General features: G+C 40.3%; 15 protein-coding genes. 7 read left to right on the forward strand and 8 right to left on the reverse strand.

Annotated features, from left to right (window positions below):
• Window positions 1-11 precede the first annotated feature (11 nt).
• Window positions 12-248, reverse strand: coding sequence for a hypothetical protein (locus tag ABZP31_RS10950; RefSeq protein ID WP_248133796.1), 237 nt, complete (start codon window positions 246-248; stop codon window positions 12-14).
• Window positions 249-568: 320 nt separating this feature from the next.
• Here ABZP31_RS10950 and ABZP31_RS10955 point away from each other — a divergent pair, with 320 nt between their 5' ends.
• Complete coding sequence (locus tag ABZP31_RS10955) at window positions 569-1,330, forward strand: 3-oxoacyl-ACP reductase (protein WP_005019100.1); 762 nt, start codon at window positions 569-571, stop codon at window positions 1,328-1,330.
• A 143-nt stretch (window positions 1,331-1,473) separates the two neighbouring features.
• On the forward strand, window positions 1,474-1,797 hold the full coding sequence (locus ABZP31_RS10960; RefSeq protein WP_248133795.1) for a hypothetical protein: 324 nt from the start codon (window positions 1,474-1,476) through the stop codon (window positions 1,795-1,797).
• A gap of 242 nt (window positions 1,798-2,039) precedes the next feature.
• On the opposite strand, the gene ABZP31_RS10965 is transcribed toward ABZP31_RS10960, so the two are convergent.
• Window positions 2,040-2,621 carry a 1-acyl-sn-glycerol-3-phosphate acyltransferase gene (locus ABZP31_RS10965; RefSeq protein WP_101161161.1) on the reverse strand — a complete coding sequence of 194 codons (582 nt, stop codon included), beginning with the start codon at window positions 2,619-2,621 and terminating at the stop codon, window positions 2,040-2,042.
• Between the two features lie 283 nt (window positions 2,622-2,904).
• On the opposite strand from ABZP31_RS10965, the gene ABZP31_RS10970 reads away from it, so the two are divergent.
• Window positions 2,905-3,048 carry a hypothetical protein gene (locus tag ABZP31_RS10970; RefSeq protein ID WP_005019096.1) on the forward strand — a complete coding sequence of 48 codons (144 nt, stop codon included), beginning with the start codon at window positions 2,905-2,907 and terminating at the stop codon, window positions 3,046-3,048.
• A gap of 221 nt (window positions 3,049-3,269) precedes the next feature.
• Entirely contained in the window at window positions 3,270-3,767 is a 498-nt protein-coding gene (locus tag ABZP31_RS10975; protein ID WP_248130390.1) for a copper resistance protein NlpE, read from the forward strand.
• Window positions 3,768-3,844: 77 nt separating this feature from the next.
• On the opposite strand, the gene ABZP31_RS10980 is transcribed toward ABZP31_RS10975, so the two are convergent.
• Window positions 3,845-5,449: an isocitrate lyase gene (locus ABZP31_RS10980; protein WP_005019091.1), complete on the reverse strand. Its 1,605-nt coding sequence runs from the start codon at window positions 5,447-5,449 to the stop codon at window positions 3,845-3,847.
• Window positions 5,450-6,026: 577 nt separating this feature from the next.
• Between ABZP31_RS10980 and ABZP31_RS10985 the strand changes: the two genes are divergently transcribed.
• The gene (locus ABZP31_RS10985; protein ID WP_005019090.1) at window positions 6,027-7,019 is read left to right on the forward strand and encodes a LysR family transcriptional regulator; all 993 of its coding nucleotides are present in this window, start codon (window positions 6,027-6,029) and stop codon (window positions 7,017-7,019) included.
• Between the two features lie 124 nt (window positions 7,020-7,143).
• Window positions 7,144-8,466: a hemolysin family protein gene (locus ABZP31_RS10990; protein WP_248133794.1), complete on the forward strand. Its 1,323-nt coding sequence runs from the start codon at window positions 7,144-7,146 to the stop codon at window positions 8,464-8,466.
• A 343-nt stretch (window positions 8,467-8,809) separates the two neighbouring features.
• Here the strand turns inward: ABZP31_RS10990 and ABZP31_RS10995 are convergent, their stop codons facing one another.
• Both ABZP31_RS10995 and ABZP31_RS11000 read right to left on the reverse strand, forming a co-directional pair.
• Window positions 8,810-9,316, reverse strand: coding sequence for a hypothetical protein (locus tag ABZP31_RS10995; RefSeq protein ID WP_005019085.1), 507 nt, complete (start codon window positions 9,314-9,316; stop codon window positions 8,810-8,812).
• Window positions 9,317-9,483: 167 nt separating this feature from the next.
• Window positions 9,484-10,479 (reverse strand): NAD(P)H-quinone oxidoreductase, encoded by a 996-nt coding sequence (locus ABZP31_RS11000; RefSeq protein ID WP_248135188.1) that lies wholly within the window; start codon window positions 10,477-10,479, stop codon window positions 9,484-9,486.
• Window positions 10,480-10,784: 305 nt separating this feature from the next.
• On the opposite strand from ABZP31_RS11000, the gene ABZP31_RS11005 reads away from it, so the two are divergent.
• Window positions 10,785-13,187, forward strand: a complete 2,403-nt coding sequence (locus tag ABZP31_RS11005; protein ID WP_248135185.1) for a glycerophosphodiester phosphodiesterase family protein — start codon at window positions 10,785-10,787, stop codon at window positions 13,185-13,187.
• 189 nt (window positions 13,188-13,376) lie between these two features.
• Here ABZP31_RS11005 and cysN read toward each other — a convergent pair whose 3' ends face one another.
• From cysN to ABZP31_RS11020, 3 genes are all read right to left on the reverse strand, one after another.
• Window positions 13,377-14,990, reverse strand: a complete 1,614-nt coding sequence (cysN, locus tag ABZP31_RS11010) for a sulfate adenylyltransferase subunit CysN (RefSeq protein WP_248135182.1) — start codon at window positions 14,988-14,990, stop codon at window positions 13,377-13,379.
• A 20-nt stretch (window positions 14,991-15,010) separates the two neighbouring features.
• On the reverse strand, window positions 15,011-15,934 hold the full coding sequence (gene cysD, locus ABZP31_RS11015; protein ID WP_005019079.1) for a sulfate adenylyltransferase subunit CysD: 924 nt from the start codon (window positions 15,932-15,934) through the stop codon (window positions 15,011-15,013).
• A gap of 257 nt (window positions 15,935-16,191) precedes the next feature.
• Window positions 16,192-17,646: a capsule assembly Wzi family protein gene (locus ABZP31_RS11020; protein WP_248135179.1), complete on the reverse strand. Its 1,455-nt coding sequence runs from the start codon at window positions 17,644-17,646 to the stop codon at window positions 16,192-16,194.
• Window positions 17,647-17,762: the final 116 nt, after the last annotated feature.

Genomic DNA, 17,762 nt, shown 5'->3' on the forward strand with positions numbered 1-17,762 from the left:
TAGTTCTATTGTTATGGCCGTAGCTTACGGTTTCCCTGTAAACGGTTCCCCCGACCAGACTGGATAAGATTAGGTCGTGGCCGGCCATTTTTAACATCTTCAGTCATCCGGCTGTTTCCAGCCTGTAAATTAAAATGGTACACCGGTGAAGAAGATTTTACAGACTGTTCCGGATAATCATTCATATGCGCCGCAACAGCTCCACTGAATACCGCCATGGTTAACCATAGTAAGAACAGCTGTTTCATCTTACCTCCTGAATTACTTATTAATAAAAAATGAGTATGAAAGGGTTTTATGAAGAATCAGCCAATACAATGTTGCCGAATCTTTCAGTCTCTTTAAGCTCTGCAAACTTTCTTCACTTTTTGTTCATTATTTATTTTTATATTAAATTACAGATATTTAAAATATTATTTCCAACTTCTAATTTAAAAGAAGAATTACAATGGCGTATATCAGCCCATTACAGGCCGAATGCGATTTCAACAGGGTTTAAAATAGCTTTCATTTTTATCTTTTACCCATAAATTGCTATTTTAACTAAAAAGTTACAGGACAAAGTTATATGAATATTCAAGAACAGGTAGTACTGGTGACGGGAGGTGCCCGTGGTTTAGGCTTAGCGATCACTCAAGCATTAGTGAGTCAGGGAGCCCGTGTAGTAGTTAACTATATGAGCAGTCATGAAACAGCACGACAGTTACAACAAAATTTTCCAGAACAGATTTTTATTTATCAGGCTGATGTGACCAATTCTTCTCAGGTACAGGCCATGTTTAAAGCTGCTAAACAGCATTTCGGGCAGGCAGTTAACTCGGTCATCAATAATGCCTTGGTTCAATTTCAGTTTAATGGCGATGCGCGTCCCAAAATAGAAGAGCTAAGCTGGCAGACAATGCAAAGCCAGTTTGAAGGTGCAGTGAAGGCCGCACTAAATACTACGCAAGCTGCATTTACTGATATGAAAGCCGAACATTTTGGCCGTATTATCAATATTGGTACTAATCTGGTTCAGAATCCGGTAGTCCCCTATCATGACTATACTACTGCAAAAGCTGCATTATTAGCCTTTACCCGCACTGCTTCACATGATTTAGGGCCATATGGTATTAATGTAAATATGCTTTCTGGCGGCCTGTTACAAGCTACAGACGCCAGCCGAGCCACACCAGATGAAGTCTTTCAACTTATCGCAGCCTCTACACCACTACGAAGGGTGGTTACACCTCAAGAATTTGCAGATGCCATTTTAATGTTTTTGTCCCCATTTGCACGTGCAGTGACGGGCCAGAATCTGATTGTGGATGGTGGATTAGTTAAAGGATAAGACGACTCTGTTTAATAAATTTAGGAATACTGCTGATTTATTCAACAAGCAAACACAAAATCCAGAAAATTTTACTGCTCTCAACAGCAGTATAAACAGGAAGTCGTTACAATACCGCCCTTTTTATGCTGCATGAAAAAGTAATGAAAATTTTAGCATTATTTTCCAGCCTAATCCTTTTGACTGGCTGTTCATTTGGCTCATCCGCTGAGCTTAAACGAGCAGAAAAGCTGTTCAGCCAGTTTGAATGTAATAATATTGAAAGTACTCAGATTACCCATAGCGATATTAATACTTATCACCAGCAGACTCTTGGAGCCACTAAAGCCAAAGTAAGAAGCTATATAGAAAATTATAAGGATGGAGAAGCAGAGCTCGATATGCCTCTTGATGAAGTTGTAGCACAACAATATCAACTTTATAAGGCGGCTTGCGAATCGTTAGGAGGAATTAGTCCAGATGAATAAAGTGAGAGAATTTATAATTAAGGTTTTAAGACTTAATACCATGCCCATATTAAAAAATAACGGATTCTATTATTGTTAAGCTCTCTGCTGCTTATACTTGGTGCTAAAATAACGTAATCACTCTTCAACCAACTAAACTGGTTTTATTATGCTAGAACAGGCCATTAGGACTACAATTAAAATATATTTTATAGAAAACAGACTTGAGTCTGTTTTCTATATTCAGGAAATAGTAAACAAAATTAATTTAGATAACGTACATCAACACTGAACTTTTCTGGAAATTTAGGCTCGATATTGGCATAAAACTGCATAATTTCCTGCATGTCCTGCTCATAATTTCCAGTCGGATAAATGATTTTACCGACTCCTGCCCGTTTCTTTTTATAGTCCATATAAGCAAGCGCAATTGGAACACCGGCAGTCATTGCAATATGATAAAAACCAGTTTTCCAGTTTTCTTGCTTGGCTCGTGTGCCTTCTGGTGTTACCAGCATTACCAGATGAGGATGCTCTTTAAACAGGTCAGCCATCAGCTGCACCATACTTGCACGGGCTTGTCCTTCTTTTTTTGGACTGCGGTCAATACCAATACCGCCCATAGCACGAACAAACGGCCCTAGAGGAAACTTCATATAACTGTCTTTAATAGTAATACGTACATTAACCCCTAAAACTTTTAAGGCCAGCCGGGCATAAACAGCATCCCAATTACTGGTATGCGGCGCAGCAATCATTACACACTGTTCAAGACCTTGTGGCCATTGATTATCTGTTTCCCACCCCATCAGGCCCAAGCTATATTCTGCAATTTTTCTTAACACTCAAGCTTACCCACTTTCTAAAAGGAGGCAGATTCTAACAATTTATTCTGTATAAAAGAGGGAGATTAAATCTAAATTTGATCAAAATACATGCAATTAATATATATATGTATAAATTTAATTTTCATCTGATCCAAGACTAATATAAGAATAATTTGCGAAATAAAATAGCGTTATTTTAGACCTAACATTGCTTAACACTTAAATACAGATCTCTACTCGTGACACAGACTTAATACTTCTATATTGAACCTATAAAATAGCCATGTTAGAGGTAATTCTTATGACTACACCAAACGCTGCGAATGATAATCCGCATGTTCAGCATACGGACAATACTCATGAAAAATTCTCTGAAAAAGAAGAACAACAGAAAGAACAACAGCAGAAAGAAATTGATAAAGGAATTCCTCAGAAGCAGAAATAACTTTGTACCAAGCTTCTATCTAGTTGACCAGATCATTCCAACATAACAAAATTAGTTAAAGACAGGCCAGTTTTGGCCTGTAACTATTTTAGTAGCATTTTATTTACAGTGTTGTAGTAATTTCTAATGATGACCTATAAGTCGAAATACTTACTCTATTAAAATATTTATATCAATTTATCTATATAAATTATTTATTCACGAACTGCCAAGAGGGAATAATGAAAAAGACTATCTGTATTTTTACGATCTCATCTATTTTCTTTACGGCCTGTAGTACAAATGAGCAGGCTACTCAACATTCTGAAAAAGATAATGATCGACATGCTATTACTGTAATGACGCCTACTCCATCGACTTCTCGTAAAGCTCAAATGGCGGATAGCGCCCATAATGTTGAAAACTCACTCGACTGGGAGGGTGAATATGAAGGTATATTACCTTGTGCTGACTGCGAAGGCATTAAAACAGAGCTGGAACTGCATGCCGATAAAACTTATGAATTGACAGAAGAATATTTAGGTAAAGGGCCAAATAACAAATTTAAGGTGCGTGGGCTGTTCCATTTTGATGCTGCCAACCCTTCTTTAGTTGTACTGGACCAAGCTGGTGATCAGCGTAAATATTTTATTGGTGAAAGCTTTGCTGAATTGCGCGATCGCATTACTGGTGAAAAAATAGATAGCAAGCTGAATTACACCTTGAAGAAAGAGTTTTAAAAAATTTATTTTAGTTTTTTAACGTCGATCAAATAAAAACCCCGCAGAAGCGGGGTTTTTTTGAATCAGCTTAAACCTTAGTGGTTAGCAAACTGGTTCATTGTGTTTTTCGCATCGTCGCCCGCTTTAAGCGCGTTATCACCAGCGAAAATTTCTTTATGATCATCACCGATATCAGAACCCGCCATTGCTTGGTGTTTCACACAAGCGATGCCACCACGGATTTCTTTGCGCTGTACACCAGCAACATAAGCCAACATGCCTTCAGAGCCGAAGTAACCTTGAGCCAGCTCATGAGTAGAGAGCGCAGCTGTATGGTAAGTCGGCAATGTGATCAAGTGATGGAATACACCTGCTTCACGAGAAGCATCTGCCTGGAAGGTACGGATTTTCGCATCAGCTTCGGCAGCCAGTTCAGAATCGTCATACTCAGCGCTCATCAATTTAGCACGGTCATATGCAGAAACGTCTTTACCTTCAGCAACCCAACGGTCGTAAGCTTGTTGACGGAAGTTTAAAGTCCAGTTGAACGATGGAGAGTTGTTATAAACAAGCTTCGCATTTGGAACAACTTCTTTCACACGGTTAACCATGTATGCAATTTCTTCAACGTTTGGTGTTGCAGTCTCGATCCACAGCAAGTCAGCACCGTTTTGCAGGCTGGTTACACAGTCAAGTACAACGCGGTCGATTTGAGTACCTTCACGGAACTGGTACAGACCAGATGCCAAACGTTTAGGACGGTGTAATTTACCATCACGTTTAATCAGGATTTCATCTTCTTGAGCTTCAGAGATATCAATTTCAGTTGTATCTAGGTAGCTGATGTATTGAGAAGCGATGTCGCCTGGCTCTTTAACCACTGGAATTTTTTGAGTCAGGTCAGCGCCTTCAGAGTCAGTACGTGCAACGATGATACCGTCTTCAAGACCCATTTCCAAGAATGCATAACGAAGCGCGTGAATTTTCGCAATAAAGTCTTCATGTGGAACTGTTACTTTACCAGCTTGGTGACCACACTGTTTTGCGTCAGAAACCTGGTTTTCAATTTGAAGTGCACAAGCACCCGCTTCGATCATTTTCTTGGCAAGCAGGTAAGTTGCTTCTTCATTACCAAAACCAGCATCGATGTCAGCAATAATTGGTACAACATGAGTTTCGAAGTTATCAATCTGGCTAGTAATTTCAGCAACTTTTGCAGAATCACCCGCTTCTTTAGCTTTATTTAAAGCACGGAACAGATCATTCAGTTCTTTCGCATCGGCTTGACGCAAGAACGTATAAATTTCTTCGATCAATGCAGGAACAGAAGTTTTTTCGTGCATAGACTGGTCAGGAAGTGGACCGAACTCTGAACGAAGTGCAGCAACCATCCAACCAGAAAGGTAGATATAGCGACGTTCAGTTGTACCGAAGTATTTTTTGTTCGCAATCATTTTTTGTTGTGCGATGAAACCGTGCCAGCAACCCAAAGATTGAGTATATTTGCTAGAGTCAGCATCATAAGCAGCCATATCACGACGCATAATAGCAGCTGTATATTTAGCAATATCTAAACCGGTTTTGAAACGGTTTTGTAGTTGCATACGAGCAGCATCTTCTGGGCTGATATCACGCCAAGTGTCGCCAAATTTAGCTTTTAATTCACGTACTGCATCTATCGCTGTTTGATATGTAGTCATGATATTTTCCTGTATTCATTTTAGGAGTTCATCAATCGAGGTACTAAATCATACTCGGTATAATTTGTTTAGATTTAGAACACTTCGTTACGATGAACACAGCTTAGTGGTGATAAAAAAATTAATCCAATATTCTCCATTGATTTTCAATATTTTTTTAGAAAATACCTAGATCAAAGTCGTATTATAATTATGTTTCAATATATTATATCATTGTTTTTATTAAATTATTTAAAATAAGATTTGACTTTTAATGTTTAGTATTTAGCCATTTTTTGTTTATTAGACTTAAGTGGAGTGCTTTTATAGTTCCAAGCAGGGCTTACAAATTAAGAGAAAAAATTATCATTTAAGGTTTTTTATAAAAATACATTTGTATATAGATTGAACTTTTAAATTTTTACTCCATTTAAAGTTAAATAATTATTCTAATCAATAAAATTGGATTTTTACTGATTAATACCTTTTAAACTTATTCAGATTATTTATCTGAATTTTTCAGTGCTTTTAGCACAAATATATTTAACTGTGGCATAATTCAATATGATTTAACATTTTTATTTTCGGTATTTATTTTATGAATCTTGAGCGGGTAGACCTGAATCTACTAATTTATCTTGATGTCCTTCTTCGCGAAAAAAATGTAACTCGTGCAGCAGAACAACTCGGGGTAACCCAGCCCGCCATGAGTAATATTTTACGTCGTTTACGTAACCTGTTCAATGATCCACTGCTGATCCGTTCATCTGAGGGTATGACCCCGACTGAACGTGCTCTAGAGTTACAGCCGCGTATTCGTGATGCGCTGGCTGATCTTTCCATGATTCTGGAGCCACGTACCGAATTTCGTCCTTATACGTCTAATCGCGTATTTCGTATTATGACTTCAGATTATGCTGAAGCAACCTTGGTGCCACGTCTGGTCAAGGCCTTGCGTTCAGAAGCACCCAATGTTGTACTGGACTTCTTAACACCAAGCGATGTGTCTTACCGTGATATGGAGCAAGGTAAAGTTGACCTGGCCATTAACCGTTTTAATGAGATTCCACAGAGTTTTCATCAGGTACTGGTGTGGCGTGACAGTTATTCTTGTCTGCTGAATAACAAGCATCCCGCCATGAACAATCTGAACCTGAAAAGTTATCTGGATGCCCAGCATATCTGGGTGTCTAAAACAGGTATGGGCGTTGGTTTTGGGGTGAATCCTGAGAAGCAGGCCGGGCTGGGCTGGATTGATCAAGCTTTAGAACGTATTGGCCAGAAACGCAAGATTTCAGTTTTTACCCGGCATTACCAGATGCCGGCGCTCCTGGCTGCAAATGTTGATCTGATTGCGACATTACCAACACGTATCGCACGTCTACAGGCGAAAAGCCAAAATCTGATTATTAAAGATCCGCCATTTTATATTCCTGAGTTTGAGCTGAAGATGGCATGGTGCCCGCTTTTGCATCATCACCCTGCCCATCGCTGGTTACGTCAGTTAATTTTATATGTAGCCCGTCAGATGATTGAAGATGAAAACCGAGAATTTCTGATGAATAATTCACAATTATCACCTCATTACTAGAGAGTAAATTTCTTTATTTTCTATTTTTCGGTTTATACTCTAAGGCTTAAGGAGAATTCTTATTCCTTAAGCCTTTTTTGTGTTAAAACAATTTCATAATAACGATGAATCACACAGGTGTCTTGTGAGCCTTTTTCAAAATATTGTCATCATTATTCTCCTGATCATTGGTGCAGGTTTTCTCTCATTAACTGAAATTGCACTGGCTGGCGCTCGTCGGGTCAAGCTCAAGATTCTGGCAGAATCCGGAGACGAGCGCGCAACTAAAGTTTTAATGTTACAAGAGCAGTCGGCAGACTTTTTCGCAGCCTCCCAAATTGGTCTAAATGCGGTAGCAATTTTAGGTGGTATTTTGGGTGAGGCAGCTTTCCGCCCTTATTTTGTAAATCTGATTGACCGTTTTTATGAAGGGCCCTGGACAGAAACGATAGGTTTTGCTCTTTCCTTTACGCTGGTAACTTCACTTTTTATTCTGTTCGCAGATCTTATGCCAAAACGTTTGGCCATGATTGCGCCTGAGAAAATTGCTGTTTCGGTGATTAACCCTATACAGATTTTTATCAAGATCTGTAAACCTTTGGCCTGGTTTATTAATGCAATTGCCAATACTTTGTTTCGGCTATTTAAAGTAAATACCACTAGGGAAGACAATATTACTTTTGATGATATTTCTGCCGTAATGGATGCAGGTGCACAGGCGGGTGTCCTGCAAAAACAGGAACATCATTTTATTGAAAATGTTTTTGAGCTAGAAGAACGTAACGTACCCTCAAGTATGACCACCCGCGAAAATGTGGTGTACTTTACTTTAAAAGAGTCCGAAGCCAGCATTCGTCAGAAACTGGCAGAATATCCCTATTCAAAATTTCTGGTTTGTAATGAACATATCGATGAAGTAATTGGCTATGTAGACGCCAAAGATATATTGGTACGAATTTTAAATAACCAGTCCCTGCTTCAACTCAATGAAAATACCATACGTACTGTATTGACCATACCAGATTCGCTAACGCTTTCTGAACTGCTTGACCGTTTTCGTTCAACCAAAGAAAAGTTTGCAGTTGTTATTAATGAATATGCTTTGGTGGTCGGGGTAATTACTTTAAGTGACATTATGATTACTGTTATGGGGGATTGGGTGACGCCACTTGAAGAAGAACAGCAAATCATTAAACGGGATAATAATTCCTGGTTAATTGATGGCAGTACCCCCATCGAAGATTTGAAACATGCCCTCGAAATTGATGAAATGCCAGATGAAGACAACTATGAAACCTTAGCTGGTTTTATGATGTACCAGCTCCGCAAGATTCCACGCCCTGCCGATGTAGTAATTTATACCAACTACAAGTTCGAAGTCGTAGATGTTGACCATTTCAAAATAGACCAGCTTCTAGTGACTCGTATGCTGGAACCAAACGCTGCGCCTTCTACAGAGCAGGAATAAGAGAGTTGTATAGGAATAAAAATAATAGGCGATTTACCTACCTGTATTTCTCTAATTTTTTCTGCCATCTAACGTGTGGCATAAATGATTAGATAAAGAGAAGTTATTTAAGCTTTACGGCTTGCTAGCTCATTTTTCTTGAGCTTCGTTGACATCATATAGTTATAAACTTAAGCAGTCGGCTAATTGGCTTAACCGCCTTAAAGCAATCAACTGGAACTATATGATTTTCAGTTAACTGGCCGATTTAATTATGCAGTTTTTATAAATTATAAATAATTATAAAATCATATTTATAAGGACATTAAAAAAGAGCCAGCTGGCTCTTTTTGTATGAAATGATTTATTGTAGATTCAGCAAAGTATCGAGTACTGCCTCATAATGAATCTGGATATCTTCTGATAAGATTTTATAGGCATTGTCAAACTGTACCATTGGCCAGCCTTCTTTCCAGAATGGAAAGATATTATGCAGGTCATGAGTCACTACTGCTTCTTCGCGAGTAATTGCCTGAGCTACTTGTGCCAATACCTGAGCAGTTTGTGCCCCATCAATTGCCATATAATCGATTCCGTGTGCTTTAAGAATACGAATACGGTCTTTCTTATAGCGAATTTTTTTGGCTTGGGCCTCATTTAGGTTTAGTGCAAGGGTTACCGCTTCAACAAAATTATTTTCAAAAGCCTGATTCAGTGCAATCAGAGCATCCCGATGACTTTCCTGACGTCCAGCCTTGCCACCGGAACGAATGATTTCTTTTGCCTGTGTATCTAAGGCATCATTTTTCATGGCATTTAGAATATCCAGTTTTTCAATATCGCTAAGCTGTTCGGAAGAGTGTTCAGTCATGGAAAGTCCTTGGACAATATACTAAACGCTTATTTTGACATAAAATGACTTCTGAAAATGTGATTTTAGATATGGGACCGTATTTAAATTCATGTTTCTCTCTATTTTAAATTTCATGGTGAGAAAAAACCGCCTAACGGGCGGCTTTTTAATAACAGAAATACAGATTAGAGTATTTCTACTACAACTTTGCCTACATGTTCGCCCGTATCCATTGCTGCATGAGCATCTTGTATCTGATCGAACTTAAAGGTCTGATAAATCATTGGCAAACACTCACCTTTTGCCAATAAAGGCCAGACATGCTGTTTTAGACCTTCAGTAATCGTCTGTTTTTCTGCAGTATTGCGTGCACGCATGGTCGAACCAGTAATAGTCAGACGTTTCATCATAATATGGCCAAGGTTTATTTCTTTGGCTTTACGTCCACCTAAAAAGGCCAGATAAACCAAACGACCATCTTTACGCAGCAGGTTCAAGTTACGTTCAAGATAGGGTGCCCCAACAATATCCAGTATCACGTCTATACCGCTCTTGTCAGTCTTCTCAGTAATGTAGCTTTCAAAGTCTTGGGTTTTATAATTAATCGCATCTGTCAGATGCGCAATTGCTGCAACTTTTTCATCACTGCCGACTGTAGCGAAAGTTTTAATGCCTAGTGCCTTACATAACATTAAGGCTGTAGTACCAATACCACTGGTGCCACCATGAATCAGTACAGTTTCTCCTGCTTTGGCTTTACCCATCTGAAACAGGTTAGCCCAAACCGTAAAAAATGTTTCTGGAATAGCAGCAGCCTGAACTAGGCTGACTCCTTCTGGAACCATCAGGGTCTGGGTTTCAGGTACTACACAATATTCGGCATAGCCGCCACCATTGGTGAGTCCACAGACCGGATCACCTACTTTAAATTGAGTTACGTCTTTACCTACTGCTTCGACCACACCAGCCACTTCCAGACCAGGAACCGGAGTGACCCCTGCAGGCATCGGATAAAGTCCCTGACGTTGCAGGATATCTGGCCGGTTAATTCCGAAAGCATGAACCTTGACTAAAACTTCATCAGCTTTTGGTACTGGAATAGCAACACTTTCATAGGCCAGCTTTTCTGGGCCGCCCGGTTCAGTAATAATGACCTGTTGCATGGTGGTTTGCTGTGACATGATCTTTCCCTATCTGTTACTGTTCAAGTTTCTAGCTGCTATTTGAACATATAAATTTGCCACAATGAAGCTTAGCTGGATTTATGTACACATTTAAACAGCAACCGGCAGATTACCGGTTTTCACTCCACTTATTTACATTCCCCGCATAAAACATTAGCTATCAGCATACTTGTGTCTCATCCATATGAAATTAATAAAACTTTAATATGTAAGAATTTTTTAAATAACTGCTGAATCCATCTACTTGTCATTTTAGTGCTCTAGCCTTCTGGCCCGAACTATAACTAAAACTGAGGTTACTCATGAAATTTGCCAAGTTGAGCTTTACTATCTTGCTGGTTCTGGGCCTTGTCGCCTGTAATGATGATCACGACTCAAGTGGAAATAACGGCTCGAATGATACGCCAGTAGTGACTCCTCCAGCTCCAACCCCCACTAACCCAAGTGAAGAAGTACCACAACCCAAAATTTACATTGATGAAAATTTTGACCAGCTGTCTGCACTTCCGGCAGGCTGGATTGCCCCTAAAGCAAATGCAGGAAAAGTTTATATAGAAAATAGCAGTCTATTTATTGATGGCCGGGCTAATGATACCCAGATGACTTCGGTTATCTTGCCTGAAGAATTTCATAAATTACGCGACTATCGGATCGATATTGAGTTTAGCTACCCTGAAAAAAATAATGCTACCCGCTGGGGCAGTATTATGTATCGTGCAGCTGACGCTTTAAGTGAACCGGCATTTACGCCTTATTACCAGTTTGCAATCCGTGCCGAGGCAACTGGAGCAAGTGGTGTAGAACTGGCATTACGACAGCCTACCAATGCATGGAATGTGTTACAAAAAGGGGCCTATAAAGAAAATATCGAAGGTGATAGAACTTATAAAGCCACGGTAGTCGTATCCGGCAACCGGGTACGCCATTATCTGGATAATAATCTGATCCACGATACCACTTTACCTTACAACCTGAACCAGGGCGGAATAGGGCTCTCAACTGCGGGTCTCTTGATGCGCGTAGATAGTATCAGGGTTACCCAACAGTTGGATGCCTTGCCTGAATCAAATAAAGTTACGCCTATAGCCGAGCAGAGCCTGCCGGTTTCTATGGCACCCACTTTGATTCAACCCGCCTCAACTCAAGGAGTGATTTCAAATGCTGTAAGCCAAGTTCATTATCAGCTGGACGATCAGTTAAATATTCTTGATGCATCCAATAAAAAAATCACTTCTCTAAAAGATTATTTAGGTGATCCTAAACGTAACACCATGCCCCTGTTCAGCATTAAAAACGAGTCAACAATTGAACATTTAAAGGTATTTTCAGATTCAGTTGATATTGCAGACATTACGTTAAGTTCAGACAACGTTGAGCTACTACGTAAAGCTCGTATCAGCCTGCCCACAGTACGGACTGCACTGGATTATTCAAAACAGCTAAACCTGACCAATAGCGTAAAAGATATTGTCACTATTACTCATAACACCAATACGGCTTTGGCAAAAATTATAATTTTACCTGAGCAGCTTGTGAATGATATCACTGTTAGCCATTTACAACGGTTATTGCTTACACCGTGGGCTTATAGCACCACTACTGATCCGGTAAAGGCTGCCAGGATTCTTACAAGCGGGGTTAATGGAATTATTGCTACCTCTCCTGATGTATTTCAGAACATCATGAAAAGTATGAAACCAAATACTCTGCTTCGCAAACCGCTTATTACCGGTCACCGTGGTATACCGGCACTTGATGATGAAAATACTCTAGAAGGTGCATTAAAGGCGGTTGAAGTAGGAGCAGATGCAGTTGAAAACGATATCTATCTGACTACTGACGGTCATATTATCATTATGCATGATGGTTCAGCGAAACGCACAACTGGTGTAGACCGTAATATTGAAGATATGACATTAGCTGAAGTACGTCAGCTTCGTACACTAGGCTATAACCGTACTGTACCTACTTTAGAGGAATTTCTGGACGCTTTAAAAACTCATAAGAATGTGATGCATTTTATTGAAATCAAGAGTTCCAAACCAGAAATTGTACCTGCATTAAAAGCTTTGTTAGATAAACATGATGTTTATGATCAAGTCGTGGTGATCAGTTTTAATGGGTCTCAACTTTTAAAGATGAAAAATATTTTACCGGGTGTGTCTACCGGTTTTCTAACCAACACTCCTACCGCAGAAAGCGATATAGTCAATACACGTCGTATCCTAGATGCAACGCAGCAGTATTCCTCTACCTTTAATCCATCCTATAATGGGTTGTCTACCAATTTAATGAACATGGCCAAAGACCGGGGTGTAACATTCTGGCCATGGACTTTCCGTACAAATAAGGCCGATTTCAACCGGATGTATATTGCAGGAACTCATGGTTTAACCACTGACTACGCTCATGATGCATCAGACTTTGTAGTAAAACTCAAAGTCCCTGCTCAGGTTAATGCCAGCATTGGCAAGCCTGTCAGTATTAAGGGTGAAAAGATTACGCAGAAAGGCCAAGTTAGCAATATTGCTCTGAGTCAGATGCTGCTATTACCTACTTCCGGAAAATACAGCCAGAATGCGCAAGGGCAACTGAGTTTCTCTGAGAAAGGGACAGCTTACGTTATGCCGAGCTATACCTATAACATTGACACAACCAGTCAATATACAATTTATGCGCCACCTGTACAGGTAAATGTTCAGTAATCTTTTTTTTAAATTAAAAACCAGACTGGTTCGCCGGTTTGGTTTTTCTGATGTATAAGTAAAAGTAATCAAATTAGAAATCCATCGATTAAAATAAAAGTTTTCAACACGGAAATTTAATATTTTTATAAGTATGCTTTTAATAAAAAAACCCGCCATTAAGACGGGTTTTTTTAAAATAGTTGAGTCTTATAGACGAACTAATTCGACAATTTTATCAGCCAGATCTTCAACCGTATCTAAATTGAGCTTAACATCAGCACCTTCTGTAATATCTGTAATCACTACAATACCTGTTTCACGTAACAGGATTGCCTGCTCTGCCGTTAAGCCAACCTTAGCAAGTGCAACTATGCCCTGCTGCATGAGTAGACTTTCCAGCCCTTGAGCATGTTCAAGTACTTGTGTATTTACACTCACAACCGCAGGTTTTTGACCTAAACGTGCAGCACGGTCTTCTGCAGTAACTGGCTTGCCATTGGCATTCCACTCAACGGCAGATTCAACCATACCTGCGCCAACTGTCACATTGCTCAGACGGTCAATAAAAATAAATGCACCGGTATAGCGGCTGTCCTGGTAACGGTCAAAGACTACAGGTGCATCAAATTCCACTGTTACATTGGCAATTGCATTAAGTTCAAGCTGTTCTACCTGAGTTTGCTCAAGCGTATTCACATTGACGCGGTAATTAATCTCGGTGACTTTGGCTGGAACAGTTTGTGTGCCTAGCTTAATATTATAAAGCTTGCCTTTTACAAGAGGCTGATCAGTCATCCATACGACGGTAGCACGTACAGAACGTGAGATTTCTGGCTGGTCACCTGCTTTAACAATCAGGTTACCGCGAGAAATATCAATCTCATCATTCAAGGTTAAAGTGACTGCCTGCCCTGCAACTGCCTGCTCAAGATTACCATCATAGGTCACGATTTCTTTGACTGTTGATCGTTTACCTGATGGTAAGGCAATGATTTCATCACCCACATTTACCGTGCCTAATGCAATCGTACCAGCAAATCCACGAAAATCCAGATTTGGACGGTTTACGTACTGCACTGGAAAACGGAATTCCTGCTTAGCAGAATTACGGTTGATCTCTACATTTTCCAGCGTCGCCATCAGGGTCTGGCCCTTATACCATGGGGTATTGGCTGATGGATTGACTACATTGTCCCCATTTAATGCTGAAATCGGCGTAAAGATAATATTAGCCGGTTTACGGTCGCCCAGCTGATTAACAAAATCATTGTACTCAGCCCGGATCTCGTTAAAACGGGCTTCAGAAAAGTCCACCAGGTCCATCTTGTTAATGGCAACAATAATATTTTTAATACCTAACAGGCTGGCGATATAGCTGTGACGGCGGGTTTGGGTCTGTACCCCATAACGTGCATCAATCAGAATAATGGCAAGGTCACAGGTCGAGGCACCGGTTGCCATATTCCGAGTATACTGCTCATGTCCCGGTGTATCGGCAATAATGAATTTGCGCTTTTCTGTTGAGAAATAACGGTAAGCGACATCAATCGTAATGCCCTGCTCGCGTTCTGCTTGTAAACCGTCAACCAGAAGAGCCAGATCCGGTGCATCCCCTGTAGTGCCGACTTTTTTACTGTCGCGGGTTACTGCCTGTAACTGATCTTCATAGATCAGCTTTGAATCAAATAATAAGCGGCCAATTAAGGTACTTTTACCATCGTCAACATTACCACACGTCAAAAAGCGTAGAAGGTCTTTTTGCTCGTGCTGTTTAAGGTAAGCCAGAATATCCTGGCTAATCAGTTCAGACTGATGAGACATACATCACGCTCCACAAATTTTTAGAAATAACCTTCTTGCTTTTTCTTTTCCATCGACCCTGCTTCATCATGGTCAATCATGCGACCCTGACGTTCGGAGCTGGTGGTTAAAAGCATTTCCTGAATAATATCCGGCAAGGTTGCTGCTGTAGATTCCACAGCCCCTGTAAGCGGATAACAGCCTAATGTACGGAAACGTACAGATTTCATTTGTGGAACTTCGCCCTCTTTCAGGCGCATACGCTCATCATCTACCATAATCAGTGTACCATCACGTTCTACCACTGGACGTACAGCAGAGAAATACAAAGGTACAAGTTCTATATTTTCAAGGAAAATATATTGCCAGATATCAAGCTCGGTCCAGTTTGATAAAGGAAAGACACGAATACTTTCACCTTTATTTACTTTACCGTTATAAATATTCCAGAGTTCTGGTCGCTGGTTTTTTGGGTCCCAACGGTGTTTAGAATCGCGGAATGAATAGACGCGTTCTTTAGCACGTGATTTTTCTTCATCACGACGTGCACCGCCAAAAGCTGCATCAAACTGGTATTTGTCCAAAGCTTGCTTTAAACCTTGGGTCTTCATGATATCAGTATATTTTGAACTGCCTTGGTCAAACGGATTGATTCCGGCATCGCGGCCTTCTTTATTCTGATGAACAATCAGATCCAGACCCAGTTTCTTCGCCATCTCATCACGGAACTTGATCATGGCACGGAATTTCCAGCCGGTATCTACATGCAGTAACGGAAAAGGAAGCTTAGCTGGATAAAATGCTTTCATAGCCAGATGAAGCATTACCGCAGAATCTTTACCAATAGAATACAACATCACCGGATTTTCAAATTCGGCAGCAACTTCACGAATAATGTGAATGCTTTCAGCTTCAAGCTGTTTTAGATGTGTAAGTCTTTCCTCAGTTGGAGGAACGATTGCCATAACAACTCCGGATGTCTATCTTGATTAAAACTTGGATCGATGCTTATTACGCATCTGACGAACTATATTCATTATAGTGATTTGCCAGTCTGGGCTATTGCTTCTTTTGTGATATGTATATTCTTGGTTTTCATATAAGAAGTTATAAATTGTGCATTAAATAAAACCTATACAATGAACTAACTGGGTTCATCAGTTATTTAGAATAGCGAACAATAAAAAAGCCTGCATTTAGCAGGCTTTTCTTTTAGACACAACTAGCGAAATGCTGCCCAAGCACGATCCAACGGAAACTCGATTCCGACTGATACACCGGCATCATTACCATTCGCATCTGAATCACTTAGCCAGCCATTCAGTTTTAAAGGAATATCAGGCTGCATATAATGGGTCCAGGTTAAATCGACTGCCTTAATTTCATCATCCTGTGCAAAAGCTAAATTATTTTTCGCACCTCGTTCAGATTGATTAACTTTTGCAACCAGGGCGCGTCCACTTAAACGGTTCATAATATCAAAGCGAATATCTCCACCAATAGAGACCATTTGAGCATCGCCTCCCAATGCGTGTCCTAAAGGATAGCCATGCTGATAGTAACCGTCAGTATAAGTACTATGAGTATAAGAAACACCTCGAACCTCGCCGTTGGTTCGAGTATCTGCCCACTCGGCATAAAGTTGAAATGGCAGGTTTTTATAGACGGATGAGTAGTCTACACCAGCTAAATACATTTTCTTTGATGGCAAGCCTCCAGCTTCATCCTCACCCACATACTGACCGTAAATACCTACCGGTGTATTTAAAAGTGGTATAAGATTCAGACGTGCATCAAATCCTGCAAGCTGGTTAGAAGGATCAGGCTCACCTGTTCCCCCATTATCTTTATTACCAACGAAAGCATCCCAAAGCGAACTTAAACTTTCTGGACGGCCCTCTCCTCCCCACTGGATCATTCGGGATGCCCCCAATTCGAGATAAGGTAAAGGCTGAGCTGTCACACGCAGTCCAATCAGTTTCGCATCTGGTACTGCAGAGTAATCATCAAGTTGACCTGCGAAAGCCTGATACTGCCAAGGCCCAATCCATGAAAGTAATGGTGTTTCAAAAGAATCTTGTACTGCACGCTGAGCAGTAACACCAATAACAGGACGACTAGCATCACCACGAATCAGACTGCCATCATGTCCTGGTCCCCACCAGCTTGGGATCTGACCGGCAATTACCCACTGATTCCAGAGTTTACCAGCAATATAGGAACCTTCGACATTAACATCCTGTCCATTGTCAATTTGCGGATCTTTCTCTGCATTCACCCGGACTTTCGCATCCCAGTTTTCTCCTCCTGCATTGAATTCAAGCGCGGCCTGATACTGGGCTTTCTGTTTGTCGCCGAAAGCTTGTGGTAGAACCTTCTGGTCAGTTTCAGCAAATAGCCCGGCTTTTAGCATATTATTGTCAGCTTTTAGAGTATTGAGTACAGAATCAATTACTTTTTGCTGAGTAGTATTTTTGATATTAGCTTGTGCAAGAGCGCGTTGAATTTCATCTCCACTCAGCGGCCAAGTTGAAGTACTGATCTGAATTACACCTTGTTGGTTTAACCAGTTCAGATCAGTACGCAAATCTTGGTTATTGAGGACCAGACCTTGTGCCCAGACAGGAGAAGACAGGACCGATAAAAGGGAAAGGCCCAAAACTTTTTTTAAAAACATTGTAGTGTCATGCTCAGGTGTAATTATTGTTACCAACCTTAAAGATTTCGTTTAGGTTTTTCAACATTGTAAATTCGGCTATTTACATATCTATAACTAAATCTTGGAATATAAAA

It is taken from the genome of Acinetobacter sp. FL (assembly GCF_040744925.1).
In the GTDB taxonomy this organism is placed as follows: Bacteria; Pseudomonadota; Gammaproteobacteria; order Pseudomonadales; family Moraxellaceae; genus Acinetobacter; species Acinetobacter radioresistens.